This is a genomic window from Natrialba aegyptia DSM 13077, assembly GCF_000337535.1.
Taxonomy (GTDB): domain Archaea; phylum Halobacteriota; class Halobacteria; order Halobacteriales; family Natrialbaceae; genus Natrialba; species Natrialba aegyptia.
Window position 1 is genome coordinate 116,165 of the sequence record NZ_AOIP01000065.1, and the last position, 17,948, is coordinate 134,112.

15 protein-coding genes and 1 pseudogene are annotated in these 17,948 nt (G+C 64.6%); 9 read left to right on the forward strand and 7 right to left on the reverse strand.

Annotated elements, in window-relative coordinates; translation table 11 throughout:
• The first annotated feature begins 9 nt into the window (after window positions 1-9).
• A complete protein-coding gene (locus C480_RS21740; RefSeq protein WP_006667822.1) occupies window positions 10-1,077 on the forward strand; it encodes a lactonase family protein in 1,068 nt (355 codons plus the stop codon).
• A gap of 122 nt (window positions 1,078-1,199) precedes the next feature.
• Complete coding sequence (locus C480_RS21745) at window positions 1,200-1,634, forward strand: PPC domain-containing DNA-binding protein (RefSeq protein WP_006667823.1); 435 nt, start codon at window positions 1,200-1,202, stop codon at window positions 1,632-1,634.
• Between the two features lie 39 nt (window positions 1,635-1,673).
• Here the strand turns inward: C480_RS21745 and C480_RS21750 are convergent, their stop codons facing one another.
• Window positions 1,674-1,910: a hypothetical protein gene (locus C480_RS21750; RefSeq protein WP_006107136.1), complete on the reverse strand. Its 237-nt coding sequence runs from the start codon at window positions 1,908-1,910 to the stop codon at window positions 1,674-1,676.
• Window positions 1,911-2,098: 188 nt separating this feature from the next.
• Between C480_RS21750 and xacF the strand changes: the two genes are divergently transcribed.
• Window positions 2,099-3,550 (forward strand): 2,5-dioxovalerate dehydrogenase, encoded by a 1,452-nt coding sequence (gene xacF, locus C480_RS21755; RefSeq protein WP_006667824.1) that lies wholly within the window; start codon window positions 2,099-2,101, stop codon window positions 3,548-3,550.
• On the opposite strand, the gene C480_RS21760 is transcribed toward xacF, so the two are convergent.
• The 4 genes from C480_RS21760 to C480_RS21775 form a co-directional block, all read right to left on the reverse strand.
• Window positions 3,544-4,404 (reverse strand): NAD-dependent epimerase/dehydratase family protein, encoded by an 861-nt coding sequence (locus tag C480_RS21760; protein ID WP_006667825.1) that lies wholly within the window; start codon window positions 4,402-4,404, stop codon window positions 3,544-3,546. The two genes, xacF and C480_RS21760, sit on opposite strands and share 7 nt — an antisense overlap.
• Before the next feature lie 83 nt (window positions 4,405-4,487).
• Window positions 4,488-4,958 (reverse strand): universal stress protein, encoded by a 471-nt coding sequence (locus tag C480_RS21765; RefSeq protein WP_006667826.1) that lies wholly within the window; start codon window positions 4,956-4,958, stop codon window positions 4,488-4,490.
• Window positions 4,959-5,180: 222 nt separating this feature from the next.
• Entirely contained in the window at window positions 5,181-6,314 is a 1,134-nt protein-coding gene (locus tag C480_RS21770; protein WP_006667827.1) for a mandelate racemase/muconate lactonizing enzyme family protein, read from the reverse strand.
• An 84-nt stretch (window positions 6,315-6,398) separates the two neighbouring features.
• Entirely contained in the window at window positions 6,399-7,649 is a 1,251-nt protein-coding gene (locus C480_RS21775) for a mandelate racemase/muconate lactonizing enzyme family protein (RefSeq protein ID WP_006667828.1), read from the reverse strand.
• Between the two features lie 615 nt (window positions 7,650-8,264).
• On the opposite strand from C480_RS21775, the gene C480_RS21780 reads away from it, so the two are divergent.
• The 4 genes from C480_RS21780 (at window position 8,265) to C480_RS21795 (ending at window position 13,176) form a co-directional block, all read left to right on the forward strand.
• Window positions 8,265-9,200: a dihydrodipicolinate synthase family protein gene (locus C480_RS21780; protein WP_006667829.1), complete on the forward strand. Its 936-nt coding sequence runs from the start codon at window positions 8,265-8,267 to the stop codon at window positions 9,198-9,200.
• 216 nt (window positions 9,201-9,416) lie between these two features.
• Window positions 9,417-10,535 (forward strand): pectinesterase family protein, encoded by a 1,119-nt coding sequence (locus tag C480_RS21785; RefSeq protein WP_006667830.1) that lies wholly within the window; start codon window positions 9,417-9,419, stop codon window positions 10,533-10,535.
• A 51-nt stretch (window positions 10,536-10,586) separates the two neighbouring features.
• Window positions 10,587-11,309 carry a ThuA domain-containing protein gene (locus C480_RS21790; protein ID WP_006667831.1) on the forward strand — a complete coding sequence of 241 codons (723 nt, stop codon included), beginning with the start codon at window positions 10,587-10,589 and terminating at the stop codon, window positions 11,307-11,309.
• Window positions 11,310-11,526: 217 nt separating this feature from the next.
• A complete protein-coding gene (locus tag C480_RS21795) occupies window positions 11,527-13,176 on the forward strand; it encodes an RICIN domain-containing protein (RefSeq protein WP_006667832.1) in 1,650 nt (549 codons plus the stop codon).
• Between the two features lie 111 nt (window positions 13,177-13,287).
• Here C480_RS21795 and dgoD read toward each other — a convergent pair whose 3' ends face one another.
• Window positions 13,288-14,463: a galactonate dehydratase gene (gene dgoD, locus C480_RS21800; protein ID WP_049904190.1), complete on the reverse strand. Its 1,176-nt coding sequence runs from the start codon at window positions 14,461-14,463 to the stop codon at window positions 13,288-13,290.
• Window positions 14,464-14,628: 165 nt separating this feature from the next.
• Here dgoD and C480_RS21805 point away from each other — a divergent pair, with 165 nt between their 5' ends.
• Together C480_RS21805 and C480_RS21810 are read left to right on the forward strand one after the other, a co-directional pair.
• Window positions 14,629-15,975 carry a glycerate kinase type-2 family protein gene (locus C480_RS21805; RefSeq protein WP_006667834.1) on the forward strand — a complete coding sequence of 449 codons (1,347 nt, stop codon included), beginning with the start codon at window positions 14,629-14,631 and terminating at the stop codon, window positions 15,973-15,975.
• A 123-nt stretch (window positions 15,976-16,098) separates the two neighbouring features.
• Window positions 16,099-17,085: an LLM class flavin-dependent oxidoreductase gene (locus C480_RS21810; protein WP_006107120.1), complete on the forward strand. Its 987-nt coding sequence runs from the start codon at window positions 16,099-16,101 to the stop codon at window positions 17,083-17,085.
• 36 nt (window positions 17,086-17,121) lie between these two features.
• On the opposite strand, the pseudogene C480_RS21815 reads toward C480_RS21810, so the two are convergent.
• Window positions 17,122-17,895: pseudogene (locus C480_RS21815) on the reverse strand (SDR family NAD(P)-dependent oxidoreductase).
• Between the last annotated feature and the right edge of the window lie 53 nt (window positions 17,896-17,948).

Here is a 17,948-nt window from a genome sequence, read left to right on the forward strand (position 1 = left end):
CCCGTTGTGATGAGCGTAGGGACACGAGAGACGATCCGCGTACTCGTCTGTTCGGCCGGGAGCGACGGCGACGGCATCGTCGATATCGAATTGGCGGCCGACGGAACGGTAACCGAACGCACACGAGTTCACGCGACGAATCCGGCGTTTCTCTCGGTCCACCCCGACGGGAAGAGTCTCTACACGGTCGAGCGATCGGCGGGCGGGCGGCTGGTTGCCTACCGACTGAACGGCGGCTGCGGCGATCTGTCGCGGCTCAACGACCGCTCGAGCGAGGGGGACGCCCCCTGTTACGTCAGCGTCGATGCGACCGGGCGCTACGCGTTCGTGGCGAACTACGGAGGCGGAACCGTCGCCGCGTTTCCAATCGAATCCGACGGGCGGGTGGGCGAGGCCAGCGATGTCGTCCACCACGAGGGGACCGGTCCGGATCAGGACCGGCAGTCAGCCCCGCATCCCCACGCGATCGAACCGGGTCCGCGGAACCGGTTCTGCTACGCGCCCGACCTCGGAACGGATGGCATCGCGATCTATCGCCCGGACGCCGACACCGGCGAACTGAAAGCGGTCGAAATGGGGCCCGCAACGGCCCGTGCGGGGGCAGGACCGCGTCAGATCGCATTTCATCCGACCGGCCCCGTCTGTTACGTCGTCGACGAACTCGAATCGACGGTGAGCGAGTTCAGGCGCGACCCCGAGTCCGGTGCACTCACGGCGGTCGGTCGGACGAGTACCCTGCCATCCGGAGCCGAGTTGGACGGCGACAACGCGCCCGCAGCCGTTAGCGTCCATCCCTCGGGCCGACGGGTGTACGTCTCGAACCGAGGCCACGACAGCATCGCCGTCTTCGCGGTCGACCGGGCGAGCGGGAGTCTCGAACGCGTCGGTCACGAGTCGACGTGCGGGGAAACGCCTCGAGACATCGCGCTCTCGCCCGGTGGCGACGTCCTGCTCGCGGCCAATCAGCACGGCGACTCGCTCGTCGTCTTCGCGATCGACGGCGACGGCCGTCTCGACGCGCGTGCTGAACTCGCGGTGCCGAAGCCGGTCTGCGTGACGGTTCTCGATCCGCGATAGAGAGCGTCCAGATCCCGCGTCGAACTTTCCGGGCCCGGCGTCGAACGCGGATCGCCGTCCCGACGGATCGTCGGCTGCCGCGGCGTCAAGCTTTATTCTCCCGGCCGGTCCACGGTGAGACGATGAACTCGTTCGAATCCGACGACGGGCACGTAATCGTTCGTCTCGACCGCGGCGATCTGGCGCTCGAATCGATCGAGCGCGCCTGTACGACACACGAGGTCGATACCGGTGCTGTCGTCACCGGGATCGGTACCTTCAGCACCCTGAACATCCACTACGTGGATCGAACCGATCTCCCCGACGAGCAGACCGATCGAAACGTCTCTCGGGAGTTGACGGGTGCCTGGGAAGTCACCGACATCAACGGCGTCATCGCGAACGGCGAGCCCCACCTCCACGTGACCGCGTTCGACGGCGACCGAACCGTCGGCGGGCACCTGGAACAAGGCTGTGAGATCAACGTTCTCGGCGAGATAACGATCAGAAAACTACCGGGCCTCGAACTGGAGCGCCGTCCGAACGACCGGCAGATTTTACAGCTCAAGCGGCGCTGAGAAACGACCGCCGACGCGTGCTGAACTCGGGTGGACCGATTACCGGCGTCGCCACCAGATGAACCCGTAGAAGCCGAGGCCGACAAGTGCCAGTCCAGCGCCCCAGACGGTGATAACGGCGGCCCAGACGCCTTCGTTTATGAGCGCGCCGAGTGCGATCAACAGCCCGCCCAGCAGTGCGAGTTTCAACAGGATCGAGTTCCGAAGCGATCCGCGTCGCACTCCACGGGGATGTGCGACCGACTCCGAGTCGTCCGTCTGTTGTGTGACCTCCATTACCACGAATGGTACGCATACTCGTATAAAGTAATTCGGGTTCGTCGACGACCCGACGGCGATACCGCGTCACCGTCAGCATCGTGGAGACGGCCGAGAAAAAGAGAGAACACAGCGGATTGTCGCGCGAGGAGAGTTTTGCCGGAAGACCAACGTTCGTGTCGGGAAACGCGAAATCACTAATCCGAATGCCGACAGCATACCGTAACTACGTCGACGGCGAGTGGATCGAATCGCGTTCCGGCGAGACCTTCGAGGTCCGGAATCCAGCCGACACGAACGATATCGTCGGGGAGTTCCAGGCCTCGACGAGCGCAGATACCGACGCGGCGGTCGAAGCTGCGGTCGATGCACAGACGGAATGGGCGACGACGCCGGGACCGGAACGGGGCGACGTGCTCGCGGAGACGGCCCGGATTCTCGAAGAGCAGCGGGACGAACTAACCGAGACGCTCACGCGCGAGGAGGGCAAGACGCTCGATGAAGCCGGCGGCGAGGTCCAGCGCGCGATCGACATCTTCCGGTACTACGCCGAGAAAGCCCGCGATCTCGGCGGCACCGTCAAATCGCCGAGCGGCACGGACACCGAACTCTACACCAAACGCGAACCGCTCGGAACCGTCGCGCTGATCACCCCTTGGAACTATCCCATCGCGATTCCGGCCTGGAAACTCGCGCCGGCGCTCGCGGCCGGAAACACGGCGGTGCTAAAGCCAGCTTCCGCCGCACCGACGGTCGCCTGGAAATTGCTGGAGGCACTCGACGAGGCCGGCCTTCCGGACGGCGTCGCCAACTACGTCACCGGCTCGGGCAGCGAAGTCGGGGGGACGCTCGCGTCACACGAGGCCGTCGACGGCGTCTCGTTCACCGGCAGCACGGCGGTCGGAACGGTCGTCGCGCAGGCCGCCGCCGACGACCTGACCCGCGTGCAGTGCGAGATGGGCGGCAAGAACCCCACCGTCGTCATGCCGAGCGCCGACGTGGCCGAGGCGGTCGACATCGTCGGGGCCGGCGCGTTCGGCGTCACCGGACAGGCCTGCACCGCCTGCTCCCGGGCGATCGTCCACGAGGACGTCTACGACGAGTTCGTCGCCGGCATCGCCGACTACGCCGCGTCGATCGAGATCGGACCCGGCCTCGAGAATCCCGATATGGGCCCCCACGTGACGCAGAGTGAACTCGAGTCGACGCTCGAGTACGTCGATATCGCGACCGAAGACGGCGCGAACCTCGAGACCGGCGGCCACCAGCCCGAAGGGAGGGCCTACGAGGACGGCCACTACGTCGAACCGGCCGTCGTATCGGGTGTCACGAGCGACATGCGGATCGCCCAGGAAGAGGTGTTTGGGCCGGTACTCGCAGTGCTGAAGGTCGACAGTTTCGAGGCGAGCGTCGACGTGGCAAACGACGTGGAGTACGGCCTCTCGGCGAGTATCGTCACGCAGGACCTTTCGGAGGCCCACCAGTTCACCGAAGAGATCGAATCGGGCGTCGCGAAGGTCAACGAGAAGACGACCGGACTCGAACTGCACGTTCCCTTCGGCGGCTACAAACAGTCGTCGACGGATACCTACCGCGAGCAGGGTGACGCCGGCCTCGACTTCTTCACGTCGACGAAGACCGTCTACATGAACTACTGAGACGGCCGTTCGACGGACTCCGGCGGTGCGTCCCACTCCTCGCCGTCATCCTGCGGGTCGTAGCCGAGAACCGAACGCGCGTGTTCGAGATCGAACCACCGCCGCCGGTTGTCGCTCACGCCGCTGAAAATATCGAACTCGACGCGGTCGTCCGCCAGGCAGCACTCGATCTGGTGGGCGAAGTCCCGGCGTGACTGCCAGGTCGCTTTCATCCGCGCGACTTCCCGTTCGTACTCGGGACTGCCGCGTTCCCACTCGCCGTTTTCGACGCCCGCCTCGGCGTCGCCGTAGGGATGGTCGTACTCCGGCATCCGAACGCTGCAGATCCGAAGCGCGTAGAATCGGTTCGGATACGCACAGTCCTCGACGTAGTACCGTCCCAGATCCTCGCCGAAACTCTTGGAGGCTCCGTAGTAGGAATCCGGACGCACGGGGTCCGTGTGGTCGAGCACGAGTTCGTGCTGGCGGTCGTAGATGTCGGGGGCGAACTCCTGTTCGTACTGTCCCATCACGTGGTTGGTCGAGCCGAAAACGACCGAGTCGACTTCGGCCTCGCGAGCGGCCTCGAGCACGTTGTACATCCCGATGACGTTCGGTTCGAAGATGTCGCTCCAGTCGCCGTCGGTGTAGGGATAGGCGGCGAGGTGGACGATCGCGTCCTGGCCGGTACAGGCCTCCCGAAGCGTCTCGTAGTCCGCAATGTCGCCGATAACGGTCTCGTAGCCGCCGTAGGGATCGTCTTCGTCCCGTCCGGATCGGTTGTAGTAGGTGAACTCGTACCGATCGTCGTCGTGCAGGTGATCGATGATCGCGGTTCCACAGCGGCCGTACGAACCGGTCACTAGTACGTCCATGCCTCTAGTCCCACGCGGAGCCATCATCAAAATACCGGTCCGGCTAACCGTTCACTCCATCGCGGTACCGATCCAGCCGAACCTCACTCCATCATGACGGTTACCGGCCCGTCGAAGTTCAACAGTACGCGCTGAGCGATGTTCCCAAAAATCGCCTTACCCGTTGGCGAGCGCTTTTGCCCCACGAGGAAGACGTGATCGCACCCCTGGCGGTCAGCCGCCGAGAGGATCGCATCGTCGCGCTCGTCGTCCGGCGTGATGACGACCTCGGTCTCGACATCGACATCGATGTCGGCGTCGACCTCCGACAACACGTCCTCGCTGAACTCGCGGGCGAACTGCCGCGTCATGGCCGTCGCGTCGGTATCCTCGAACGTGGTCCCCTCCATCTCCTCGACCCACTCGATCGCATCGTTGCCATCTTCGGCCGCCTCGGGAGTCGTCCACGCGAAGACGACGAGTTCAGCGGCGCCATTGCGAGCGAACTGGCCGGCTTCGGTGAGCAGTCGTCGGTGCGCGTCAGTGTCGTCGATAACGACAAGTGCACGTTGCATACACGTCATCTGGGCGGGCGGTCTGATAAAAGTACCTCCGGGCTGCGGATAGACTGACGCTGGATCGGTGTTGAACCGAGATGGGCTGGCGGCCGGTTTCAGCCTCGGATTTGCAGGATACAGCACTCGACCCGGAGACCGGTCAGACGGTCTGGTGTACCGATTTTTCGGCGCACTCGCAGACGGTCGCGGGTGCGCCGGAATGACTGACAGCAGTCCGTCTCAGTCGGCGCGATATCGCTCGAGCGCCGCCTCGTCGATGTCGATCCCGAGTCCTGGCGACTGCGGAACGGTGATCGTCCCACCGGCCGGATCGAACGGCGTCTCGAGCAGGTCGCTTCGCAGCGGGTTCTCGCTGCGGTCGAACTCGATCAGCATCGGTTCGGGAACGTGGCGCGTGTGGGGGTACGACGAGATGCTGGCGGCGAACTGGATTGCGGCGGCCATGCCGACGGCGCTGTTCCAGATGTGGGGTCTGACGGCGACGTTCCCGGTCGACGCCATGCCGGCGATCAATCGCGCCTCGGAAAGCCCGCCACAGCGACCGAGATTCGGCTGGATGATGTCGACCGTTCGGTCGTCGATCAGTTCCTTGAACGCGAACCGGCCGTAGTGGGCTTCGCCGGCCGCGATAGGGGTATCGATTTTGGACCGGAGCTCGCGGTAGCCCGACCGGTTCTCCGGGGGAACCGGTTCCTCGATCCAGGTCACGTCGTACTCCGCGATGGCCCGCGCGGATTCGAGCGCCTGATGGGGGCGGTAGTTGCCGTTCATGTCGACCATCAGGTCGGCGTCGGGGCCGAGGATCTCCCGCGCCGTCCTGACGCGTTCGATATCGTCCGCGAGTCCGGACCCGATCTTGATTTTTGCGGCGGTAAATCCTTCCACGACGGCCTCGCGGATCGGCTCTTCGATCGGCCGGTCCGCCTCGGTGAAGTACATCGTCGACGCGTACGGCGTCAACTCCGAGCACTGCGTCCCGCCGAGCAGGCGGTGAATCGGTCGGCCGACGGATTTTCCGATGATGTCCCAGCAAGCGACATCGATCGCACTGACCGCGCTCTGGACGAACACGTCACCGCCGAAGTGGTAGGGATCGGTGTATGAGCGGTCGGCGAGCGACTCGACGGTGAACGGGTCCATCCCGAGCACGTCGTCGGCGAACAGTTCCTCGATGGTCGCCGTCGCGATCGGTCCGGGAGCGAACGCCTCGCCCCAGCCGACGGTTCCGTCGTCGGTCTCCAGTCGCACCACCGTCGTTCCGCGATCGGTTCCGAACCCCCGTGCATCGCCGAGTCCGTGACCCTCGGGGAGCGAATGAGCGAGTGGAATCGCGCGAATATCCGTAATCTCCATGGCGTATACGAGAGACTACCACACAATATAGCTTGCGTTGACGGGAACGCCAGACGTACTCGACGGCAGCCCGAATCGTCTCGATTACGCCGTCTCGCCTTCGTAGTGAAACTCCGTCCACGGACCCTCGACGAACGGATACTCCTCGAGTACGTCGAGATCGACCTCGACGCCGAGCCCCGGCGCATCCGAGACTGACAGGCGGCCGTCCTCGATGGCCGGCCGCCCCTCGATGATGTCGAACGCCAACTCGAACGGATACATACCCGAATCGACCGCCGCCTCGCCGAGCGCCGGATCGTCCTCGAAGACCGGATACTCGAGCAGTCGAACCTCCGGGGCCGCGGCCACGAGATGGGCGTTGGCCTGCAACCCGAGCCAGGTGCCGAAGTTGTGCGGAACGAACTCGACCTCCCGGCCGGCGCAGAACTCGATGGCGTCCCGGCAGCCAGTAAAGCCCTCGTGATGGCGAGCGTCTCCCTGCAAGAACTCGACGCCGCCGGTCCGACCGAGTTCAGTGAGCGCGGCGGGCGAGGATTCGCTCTCACCGCCAGCTAGCGGCGCACCGGTTTCAGCTAGCTCGACGTAGCCGTCGTGATCGGCGGGTTCGACCGGCTCCTCGATCCAGTAGGCACCTTGCTCGGCCGCGTGGTCGACGAGTTCACGAACGGTGTCCCGACCGTACCCGTTCCCGAGTTTCCACCAGGTGTGGGTGTCGAGCATGAACTCGGTTTCGTCGAGTGCGTCGGCGAGCAGGTCGATCGTGCGGCGGTCGCCGTCGGGGCCGATTCCGGGGCGGTACTTGTAGCCGAAGAAGCCGAGCGATTCGATCGCGGCGGCCTGTTCGGCGTATTCCTCGGGCTCCATGTACATTCCCGCACTTGCGTACAGAGGGATCTCCGTCGTCGGATCAGTCTCGTACTCCTCAGCCAAGAGGTCGTAGACCGGCGCGCCGAGTTCCTTGCCGCGGATATCGTAGAGGGCGACGTCGATCGCCGAAATCGCCTCGGTACGAAGGTGTGCCGGGAGGCTGGTCGCCGCGAGCAGGTCGCGGGCGGAACGGATGTCGTCGATCGATTCGCCCTCGAGTGCGGGTGCGACGTCGGTCTCGATGACATCGGCAAACGTCCCCTGGGAGTCGCCCTCGAAGTACTCGCGCATGGCGGAGCTACTAGCCCCGGCCGTCGCAACTCCCTGATGCCCGGCTTTCGTTTCGACGACGACGAGGACGACATCTCGTTTGCGAAGGCGGCGCGTTCCACCGAAGAACGGTCGTTCCTGCACCGGTTCGATCGGCGACGAGAGGGCGTACCCGCTCACCGAAGTGATGTGCATACACACCGCATTCACCGCCTGGCCTATAAATCATCCGAGTGGCTGCCCTCTCGTCGCGTTCCCGCGCCGAGAACGGCTACGAGAGCACGGTCGCGTGACGAGACGCTCGAACTGAACTCGTCCGGTGCCGACGACGAGGCAGAGAACACTGCTATCGATCCGCGTTCATTCCATTCTTCGTACAGAAACTGTTCTCGAGAGGGGAACAATATGTAATGCGAGAAAGAAATTATCGTGAAACAGTACCACGTCCTAACAGCGGCTAACAGTTCGTTTCATAGCGTTTCGCGAGTTCAGAAGCGACGAGTTCAACGACGACAATCAAACGCGACCGCGAATCGGATTCTGCTGCTCCAAATCGATCGTTTCAGGGCGGTATGATCGGCTAGAGGGAAAAAAGTGGGAGTGGCGGTCGGTAGCTCCAAAAACGGACAGACGTAACCTCGTCCGTTCGCGAGGCGTTCCAGCGACTCACAGCGACAATTACGTTTGTACTCCTGTAATGTTCCCCAGGAGGGAACAGACAGCTGTTACGCGGACGGTGAGGCGGGTTCGGCAAGCGGGGACTGGCGAACCGAACACTTTTACAGAATGCTGGTCTCTCTCCGAAGGAGTATGCTGAAAGACGAGTTCAGAGAGCTCAAAGAGCAGATAGCTGGTGGCATCATTCCCGCGACGGCGAATCCGTGGACGCCAGAGTACGAACTTGTAGAAGCCGATCTCAAGGGCCACGTCGATTCCCTCGTGTCCGTCGACGGGATCGAGGCGGTCATCGCGAACGCCCACACCGGCGAGACGAAAATGCAAGACGAGGAGACCTACCGGCGGGTCATCGAGACGCACGTCGAGGCGGCAGGCGACACGCCCGTGTTCGCCGGCGTCTACGGCGAGAGTTCGATCGAGGCGGCGAAACTGGCCCAGACAGCCAAGGATGCCGGTGCGGACGGCGTCATGTTGTTGCCCCTCGACGTCTACGCCCACCAGATTCCCCAGGAAGCGATCAATCACTTCGAGTACGTCGCCGACGCGGTCGATATGCCGTTGATCAACTTCCAGTTCCCGACCTGGGGGAGTCCGGGGCTTCCGATCAGCGCCCACGTCGAAATTTGCAAGCTGCCGCACGTGATCGCGTTCAAGGAGGCCTCGTTCGACCCGATTCGGTACGACCGGACGATTCGGGCGGTCGATCACCTTCGGGACGACTGCACGATCATGACGGGCAACGATACGTTCCTCATGCACGCCTACGAACTGGGGGCCGAAACCGGGCTCATCGGGTACGCGAACCTCGTGCCCGAACTCCACGTGGAGAAAATCCGCGCCGTCCACGACGGCGACATCGAGCGCGCCCGCGAGATTCGCAAGCGGCTGTTGCCGCTGACCAACCACATCTTCGGGGAGCCGGAGGGCCGCTACCGCGCCCGCACGAAAGCGGCCCTCCAGATGCAGGGCGTCTTCGAGCACGATACCGTCTTGCCCCCGCAAGAACAGATCGACCACGAGGAACGCGAGGACCTCCGGCGGATTCTCGACGACCTCGATCGTCTGTAACCGTCGTTCGGTCGGTTTCTCGTCGTTCCGAGAACGGAGGGCACGGCGGATTCGGCCGAAGAGGTTTCGAGCAGGACTGAACGCCGCGGTGACCCGCTCGAGTTCATCGTGTCGGTGGAGTCTGTCCCGCGCTGCCCAACGGGCGTGGAGCAGGACGAAACATATCTTTCTCGCCAAATGAGTAGATTTAATACAAGTTGTGTGGAGGTCGGTCCCATGGCAGACACCGACAGCCATAGTGAGCAGAGCGTGCTACGGAGACGGCTGCTGGCCGTCACAGGTGCCGGCGTACTCGGCGCGATGCCCGGCTACAGCACCACCGGCGGATCGGCTCCCGGGGCGAACGCGACGGCCGCCACCGATGGGGGCCGCGATATCGCTGCCGCGAACGATAGCGAATCGACCGGACGTCCCGATGGTGATGACTACAATATCGTCGTCGCACAGGACGGCAGCGGCGACTACGAAACCGTTCAGGCCGCGATCAATGCGGTGCAGCCGAACTCGTCCGAGGAGACGCGGGTGTACATCAAAACGGGTCGCTACAAGGAGAAACTGGAGCTCCCCGAGGATCGAATCAACGTGACGTTCGTCGGCGAGCGCGTCGAAGACACGGTGCTTACGTACGACGATCACGCCGACAAACGCGACGAAAACGGCGACGAAATCGGCACGAGCGGGTCCTCGAGTTTCTTCGTCTGGGGAGACGAGTTCAGCGCGAGGAACGTTACCTTCGAAAACGCCGCCGAGCCCGTGGCACAGGCCGTCGCGATCCGCATCGACGCCGATCGGGTCGCCTTCGATAACTGCCGGTTTCTCGGCAATCAAGACACCCTCTACAACTTCGGGCGAAGGACGCGCCAGTACTTCACGGACTGCTACATCGAAGGCGACGTGGACTTCATCTTCGGTCGCGCGACGGCGTTTTTCGACGACTGCACCGTCGTCTGTACGGACGAGGGGTTCATCGCAGCGCCCGCCCAGCCGGAAGATGTCGCACACGGGTTCGTGTTCAAGGACTGCGACATCCGCGGTGGCGCGCCGAGCCAGTCCGTCTACCTCGGACGGCCGTGGGAACCGTACGGACAAACGGTTTACATCGATTGTGAACTCGGCGACCACATTCGTCCGGTAGGGTGGGAGCCGTGGGACGAACCGGAACACGGCGACAAACGGGAGACGGCCTACTTCGCGGAGTACGACAACCACGGGCCGGGGTACACGCCGGAGCAGCGCGCGGACTGGAGCCACCAGCTCGGAGAGGACGAGGCCGCGGCGTATACGGTCGAAACCGTCCTCGACGGCTGGGATCCGCGGCGCTGTCCGGGTCGCTAACCGTACAGCGGGGCGGAGGACTTATCCCGAATCGCCGGAAACACCGTGGGCATGCCGGTACAGGTCACGGTCTGGAACGAGAACGTCCACGAACAGGAAGAACAGGTGGTCGCCGAGCGCTACCCGGACGGAATTCACGGCGCGATTGCGGATGCGGTCGCCGGCGACGAGCGAACCGTCCGCACGGCCACGCTTCAAGAGCCGGACCACGGGCTAACCGAGTCCGTCCTCGCTGACACCGACGTCCTCCTGTGGTGGTCTCACTGCGCGAACGACGAGGTCACCGACGAGGTCGCGGACCGCGTCGTCGATCGCGTCCACGAGGGCATGGGCTTCGTCCCGATTCACTCCGGGAAGAACTCGAAGCCGTTTACGCGCTTGATGGGGACTTCCTGTAACATCAAGTACCGACACGGCGGCGAGACCGAACGGCTCTGGGTCGCTGATCCGGGCCACCCGATCGTCGACGGTCTCCCGGAGTCGTTCGAGATTCCCGCGACGGAGATGTACGGCGAACCCTACGACGTTCCGGAACCGGATCGAACCGTGTTCATCTCGTGGTTTGAGGGCGGAGAGGTGTTCCGTTCGGGCGTCTGTTATCGTCGCGGTCGCGGACGTATCTTCGCGTTTCGGCCGGGACACGAGGAGTACCCCATCTTCTACCAGGACGAGATCCGAACGGTGCTCGATAACGCCGTCGAGTGGGCCGCCTCGACCGACGGAAGTGAGGCGGTGTGGGGCGAAGTCGAACCGGCCGAACCGCTCAAAGACTGATCGTTCGCCGCCGCAGATCGCCGTTCTGGTACACCCGTCCAGCTGGTTCACCCTTCGATACCGAAGCAACGACGTAAACTGAGTCCGAGAGTTGGTAGGTGTTGGTTATTTTCAGGAGAAATTATTTATGGAGTTGTGTTGTTTCTCGGGGTGCGGTACCATGAGACAGACGAGACGAACCTATCTGAAAGGAACGGCAGCATCGGCACTCATCAGCATGGGAGCGCTCGGCGGACTCGCAGGGTCGGCCACGGCTCAGTCCGGCGGGAGTTCACACTTCGGTCTCGACGACGGCTTCGCGGATACGTCGTGGTTCGACGACGATGTCGACATCTACACGATTACCGAGCCGACCCGCGCGGCCGTTGAAGCGGCGTTTCACGCCAGCGGCCCGCGGCTGGTGGTCTTCGAAACCAGCGGGACGATCGACCTCGGCGGCGAAACGCTACGGATTACGGAAGACAACTGCTGGGTCGCGGGGCAAACGGCCCCCTCGCCGGGCATCACGTTCATCAAGGGCATGGTGCAGGTCGACGCCAGTAACTGCGTCGTCCAGCACGTCCGGTCGCGGATCGGCCCCGGCGACGGCTCGATTCAGGGCAACGACGCGATCAACACCCAGGACGATACCCAGAACAACGTCCTCGACCACGTGACCGCCTCGTGGGGCGTCGACGAGTGTCTCTCGGTCGGCTACGATACGCAGTCGACGACGGTCACTAACTGCCTCATCTACGAGGGACTGTGGGACCCCTACGGCGACGAGGCGGACCACAACTACTCGACGCTCATCGGCGACGGCGCGTCGGAGGTCACGTTCGCGGGCAACGTCTGGGCGAAGACGCGCGCTCGAATACCTCGACTCAAAAACGACACCGAAACAGTCATCGTCAACAATTTCGCGTACTTCTTCGACGAATCGGCAAACGCCGACAGCTCGGCCGTCACGAGCTTCGTCGGCAACGCCTACACGGGACTGACGGACACCGGCGACCAGATTCTCGAGGGCAGTCCGACGGCCTACTACGCGGACAACTACACCGCCGACCCGCCCCAGGACGACGACACCGACTTCGCCGGCACCGACAGCGAGAGTTCACCGCCGCTGTGGCCGAGCGGCCTCGACGAGTTGGCCGCTTCGGAGGTCGAGAACCACAACCTCGCCAACGCCGGCGCGCGACCGGCCGACCGAACGGGCAACGACGATCGAATCGTCCAGGAGATCCAGAACCGCGCCGGAAACGACCGCCTCGATTCGCCCTACGAGTACTGGGTCGGCCACCAGGACGAGGTCGGTGGCTATCCCGAACTCGCGGTCAACACGCACTCGCTCAGCGTGCCCGACAGCGGACTGCGCGAGTGGCTCGCGGGCTGGGCGCAATCCGTCGAAGGCGGGCAGTCGCCACCCGACGACGGTAACGGCGGCGACAGCGGCCCGATTCCGACGGGAACCTACGAGATCGCGAACGCCAACAGCGGCAAACTCCTCGAAGTCGCAAACGGCGAAACCGCCGACGGCGCGAACGTCCAGCAGTGGGGCGCGACCGAGCATCCGACGCAGCAGTGGTACGTCGAAGCGGTCGGGAACGGGGAGTATCGACTGGAGAACGAGAACAGCGGCAAGCTCCTCGAAGTCGCAAACAGCGAGGCCGGCGACGGTGCGAACGTTCGCCAGTACGCGGCGACCGACTGTGACTGCCAGCGGTGGTACATCACCGACGACGGAAACGGAGAGTACACGCTCGAGGCCGTCCACAGCGGCAACCTTGCGGATGTTGAGGGTGCATCGACGAGCGACGGCGCAAACGTTATCCAGTGGCCGGACACCGGTGGGGCGAACCAGCGCTGGACGTTCGAGTCGGTATAACCACGCGGTCGGGTAATCCCGAGCGGTCGCGCCACTCACCGCGCACTGCTCGCCAGTAGGCCTCATCTCTCACCTCACTGTACCCATCACTCGTTACTCACTGTTCGCCACTCACCGCTCGCCGATACTCCCGTCGTCGCGGTGTCCCGGCGACCGATCGAAACCCAGATTCGTTCCCGCGAGTTCACGAACGCGATCCTCGTCAATTTCGATGCCGAGTCCGGGGCCGTCGGGAACGTCGAGGAAGCCGTCGGTCAGGTCGAACACGCCGTCGTTTTCGACGTATCGCATCGCCGCCGCGTCGTCGAGGATAACCTGCTCCTGAATCAGGGCGTTCGGTGCGACCGCGTCGATCTGGAGCGACGCCGCGAGCGCCAGCGGCCCGATCGGACAGTGGGGTGCGATCGAGGCGTCGTAGGTTTCGGCCATGTCCGCGATCTTCTTCGTCTCGGTGATGCCGCCCGCGCTCGAAACGTCCGGCTGGACGATGTCGACCGCGTCCGCCTCGAAAATGGGCCGGAACTCCCATCGGGAGTAGAGCCGCTCTCCCGTCGCGATCGGGGCCGTCGTTCCCTCGGCGAGCCGAGCGAGTTCGCGGTCGTGTTCCGGCGTTACCGGCTCCTCGATAAACAGCGGGTCGAACGCCTCGAGTGAACTCGCCAGCCGGCGGGCCATCGCCTTCGAAGTGCGGCCGTGGAAGTCGAGCGCGAGGTCGACGGACGGGCCGATCGCCTCGCGGACCGCGCCGACAACGTCGCGAGCGCGCTCGACGGTCGCCGGCATGTCGATGGGTTCGAGTCCGCCCGTCGGGACCAGCTTCACGGCGGTGTATCCGGCCTCGATGGCGTCGCGTGCCTCCGCGGCGGCAGCGGCCGCCGGATCCGAAACGCCGTCTTCGCCGTGGGCTCTGACGTGTCGATAGGTCCGGATGCGGTCGCGGGCTGGGCCGCCCAGCAACTCGGCGACGGACATGCCGGCGGCCGTTCCCTTCAGGTCCCAGAGGGCCTCGTCGATGCCGGCGATGGCGCTCATGTGCACCGGGCCGCCACGGTAGAAGCTGCTTCTGTACATCGCCTGCCAGAGGTACTCGATGCGACTGGGATCCTCCCCGAGGACGTACTGGTGGAGCAACTGATCGACCGCGTTCTTCGTCGCCGGTTCGCTGTCGCCCGCGAAGTGCCACTTCGTGTAGACCTCGCCCCAGCCGACGCGGCCGTCGCTGGTTTCGAGTTTGAGGAACTGCCACCGCGGTGGCACCGCGTAGAGTTCGTAATCGGTAACGCGCATGCAGTGGCGGTGCGAGCGGGCGAGTATTGAACGTTCCGACGGCGAGAAAACCGCAACGGACCGGCGAAGCGGCGAGTTCGCTTCGAGCGCGGAACCGTGGACCCCGTGGGGACAGCCGTCCCATACCTTGAAACTGATGTACTGCGAACCACCGGCTACGAACACATGGGATCACGCCACCACGATACCGCCGACCGACGAACCGCGGCGGTCGACTGTCTGACCGCGGGAATCGACGCCGCCCATCCCCGGCGCGTCGTCGAGGAAACGGTGACGCTCGACGACCGGGGCCGGACGCTCGTCGTCGACGACACCCGGATCGATCTCGCGGCCATCGACGACGTGCTCGTCGCGGGCGGCGGCAACGCCGCTGGGCACGTCGCCGCGGCGCTCGAATCGATCCTCGGCGACGAACTCGACGGAGGTGCGGTCGTGACCGACGATCCGGTCGCCGTGGATCGGGTATCGATTCGCGAGGGGACCCACCCGTTACCGAGTTCGGAGAACGTCGACGGAACGCGCGACGTGCTCGCGGTCGCGGACGCGGCGGGGGCCGACGACCTCGTCCTCGCGGTCGTCACGGGCGGCGCCAGTGCGCTGTTGGCCGCGCCCGCAGCGGACGTCGCGCTGTCCGACCTGCGGGAGGTGACCGAGGCGCTGCTCGAACGCGGAGCCGACATCGAATCGATAAACGCCGTCCGGAAGCACTGCTCGGCGGTAAAGGGCGGCCGGTTGGCCGGACGGGCGGGGCCGGCCCGCGTGGTCGGCCTCGTCCTCAGCGACGTTATCGGCGACCCGCTCGGCGTCATCGCGAGCGGTCCGACGGCGCCGGACCAGACCACATACGCGGACGCGATCGCCGTCCTCGAAGAGTACGACGTGACGCCCCCCTCGAGCGTCGAGGCGCACCTCGAACGGGGTTGCGACGGCGACGGGGAGACGCCGGACGCGGACGATCCGCGCGTTCGGACCGTCGACAACCACGTGCTCGCAAACGCCGACACGGCGATCGAGGGTGCCGCCCGGGAAGCCGCAGCCAGCGGGTACGACCCGGTGGTCCTCTCGACTCGCGTTCGAGGCGAGGCCCGAGCCGCTGCAACGACCCACGTCGCCGTCGCCGAGGAGATCGCCGCGACCGGCCGCCCGGTCGAGCCGCCGGCGGCCGTGCTCAGCGGCGGCGAGACGACGGTGACGGTCCGCGGCGACGGCGACGGCGGTCCGAACCTCGAGTTCAGCTTGCAAGGGGCGCTGGAGTTAGACCCCGACGCGCCGATCGTTCTCGGCAGCGTCGACACGGACGGCTTCGACGGGGGAACCGACGTTGCGGGTGCGGTGGTCGACGGCGAGACCGTCACCGACCGCGGGGCCGCCACGGCCGTGCTGCGAGAAAACGATGCCGGTGGCTTCTTCGCGGGCCGTGGCGAACTCGTCCGAACCGGTGCAACGGGGACGAATGTCAACGACCTTCGGATTCTCGTCGTGGACGACCCGGACGATTACGACGACGAGTAGCGATACGCAGGTGACGGAGACACGAGACCGGAGGCGGTCGCGTAAACACCGATTCCGCGATGGAGGTCAACCCACCAACAGAAAATGTAAATACGTGCTGCTCGCACTGTCACATCGTAGCGTATGAAATTCGGGATTTTCCCAGTCGAAGGCGGACAATCGTGGGACGGCGTCGTCGAACAGTGTCAACTCGCTGAACGGGTCGGCTTCTCGTCCTGCTGGGTCAACGACCACCAGGCGACCGAGGGCGACAACTACTGGCCTTCGCCGCTGACGCGACTGACCAGCATCGGCACCGGAACCGAGGAACTCGAACTCGTCACGTCGGTGTTGATCCTCCCGCTCTACCACCCGTTGCACGTCGCACAGCGGGCGGCGATGCTCGATAACATCTCGAACGGACGGCTCACGCTCGGCGTCGGCCTCGGCTACGTCGAGGAAGAGTTCGAGGCGTTCGACGTCCCGATGGACGAACGGGCGGGACGCATGATCGAGGGACTGCAATTCCTCGACGAGTTCCTCTCCTCGGACGAGCCGATTTCCTTCGAGTGTCCGTTCTTCGAGGTCGAGGACTGGCAGCCGCTGCCCGAAACCGTCCAGGAGCCCCGACCCGACCTCTGGGTCGGCGGCTGGGGCGACAAGCAGATCGCCCGCTCGGTGCGGTTCAGCGACGCCTGGGTACCCGGCGTCGTCGCCGACCTGGGAATCGTCGAGGACCGCAAGGAAGCCCAGCGCGAGCACATCGAGGACAGCGACCAGGAGTGGGACGAGATTGAACACCCGCTGATGCGCGAGGCGGTCATCGCCGAGACCGAAGCGGAAGTGATGGAGCGCAAGGAGTACCTCCACCGCACTTACGTCGACGAGTACGGCGGCGAATTCTCCCACCCGCTGATGAACGCCGACGCCGTCGAAAACTTCGACGAGCTCGCCGACGACCGGTTCATCTACGGCACGCCCGAACAGATCGTCGAGCAGATCGAATCGATCCGCGAGCGCTTCCCGCTCGATCACCTCACACTCCGGTTTCACCACTCCGGGATGCCGAAAGAACTCGTGGAGAAACAGATTCGGTTGTTCGGCGAGGAGGTTGTCCCTGCGTTCGAGTGATCGATCGACTGCGACACCGTTCGAGAGCGTCGTCGCTCAATCGACTTCTGCGTCGGGACCCCAGACGTCGGCGAGCCAGCCGCCGTCGGCGCGGATGACCTCGCCGGTCATGTAGTGATCGCCGGCGGCGAGAAAACTGACACAGTTTGCGATTTCTTCTATCGTGCCGAATCGGTCGAGCGGCGTTCGATCGCGGACGTCCGCATCGGTGTAGCCGGCGGCTTCCTGGGTCTGATCGGTGATTTCCGTGCGGACGAACCCCAGGGCTAGCGCGTTGACGTGGACGTCGTGCTCGGCGAGTTCAGTCGCGAAGACGCGGGTGAGGTTGTTGACGGCGGCCTTTGAGGCGCAGTAGGGTGCGCGCTGTGCGAAGCCGCGTTCGCCGATCATGCTGCTGATCGTGATGATCTGGCCGCCGGTTCCCTGCTCGACGAACTGTTGGCCGGCCGCTTGCATCCCGAAGAAGACACCGGTGAGATTGACCTCGATCACGCGCCGCCAGTCCGCGGGGTCCATCTCGAGGGCGGGATCGATGACGGTGGTACCGGCGTTGTTCACCACGATGTCGAGGGATCCGAACGCGTCGACGGCACCCTCGATGAGCCGCTCGACCGCGTCGCGATCGCTGATGTCGGCCTCGATTCCGACCGCTCAGCCGCCGTCAGCCCGAATTTCCTCGGCGACGCGCTCGGCGCGCGACCCGTCCCGCGAGTTCGTGACGACGGTTGCGCCCTCGGCGGCGAAGCGTTTGGCGAGTGCCTTGCCGATGCCTTTGCTCGAACCGGTAACGACGACTGTTCGCTCGTCCATCGATAGAGGAGTGGACGGTCCCGTGGGAAAACGTTTCGGCATTAGCCGGGCGA

What these genes read in the sequence shown, in the direction of transcription:
- C480_RS21740 (WP_006667822.1), top strand. Translation starts at nt 10, where the DNA reads ATGAGCGTAGGGACACGAGAGACGATCCGCGTACTCGTCTGTTCGGCC.
- C480_RS21745 (WP_006667823.1), top strand. Translation starts at nt 1,200, where the DNA reads ATGAACTCGTTCGAATCCGACGACGGGCACGTAATCGTTCGTCTCGAC.
- C480_RS21750 (WP_006107136.1), bottom strand. Translation starts at nt 1,910, where the DNA reads ATGGAGGTCACACAACAGACGGACGACTCGGAGTCGGTCGCACATCCC.
- xacF (WP_006667824.1), top strand. Translation starts at nt 2,099, where the DNA reads ATGCCGACAGCATACCGTAACTACGTCGACGGCGAGTGGATCGAATCG.
- C480_RS21760 (WP_006667825.1), bottom strand. Translation starts at nt 4,404, where the DNA reads ATGGACGTACTAGTGACCGGTTCGTACGGCCGCTGTGGAACCGCGATC.
- C480_RS21765 (WP_006667826.1), bottom strand. Translation starts at nt 4,958, where the DNA reads ATGCAACGTGCACTTGTCGTTATCGACGACACTGACGCGCACCGACGA.
- C480_RS21770 (WP_006667827.1), bottom strand. Translation starts at nt 6,314, where the DNA reads ATGGAGATTACGGATATTCGCGCGATTCCACTCGCTCATTCGCTCCCC.
- C480_RS21775 (WP_006667828.1), bottom strand. Translation starts at nt 7,649, where the DNA reads ATGCACATCACTTCGGTGAGCGGGTACGCCCTCTCGTCGCCGATCGAA.
- C480_RS21780 (WP_006667829.1), top strand. Translation starts at nt 8,265, where the DNA reads ATGCTGAAAGACGAGTTCAGAGAGCTCAAAGAGCAGATAGCTGGTGGC.
- C480_RS21785 (WP_006667830.1), top strand. Translation starts at nt 9,417, where the DNA reads ATGGCAGACACCGACAGCCATAGTGAGCAGAGCGTGCTACGGAGACGG.
- C480_RS21790 (WP_006667831.1), top strand. Translation starts at nt 10,587, where the DNA reads ATGCCGGTACAGGTCACGGTCTGGAACGAGAACGTCCACGAACAGGAA.
- C480_RS21795 (WP_006667832.1), top strand. Translation starts at nt 11,527, where the DNA reads ATGGGAGCGCTCGGCGGACTCGCAGGGTCGGCCACGGCTCAGTCCGGC.
- dgoD (WP_049904190.1), bottom strand. Translation starts at nt 14,463, where the DNA reads ATGCGCGTTACCGATTACGAACTCTACGCGGTGCCACCGCGGTGGCAG.
- C480_RS21805 (WP_006667834.1), top strand. Translation starts at nt 14,629, where the DNA reads ATGGGATCACGCCACCACGATACCGCCGACCGACGAACCGCGGCGGTC.
- C480_RS21810 (WP_006107120.1), top strand. Translation starts at nt 16,099, where the DNA reads ATGAAATTCGGGATTTTCCCAGTCGAAGGCGGACAATCGTGGGACGGC.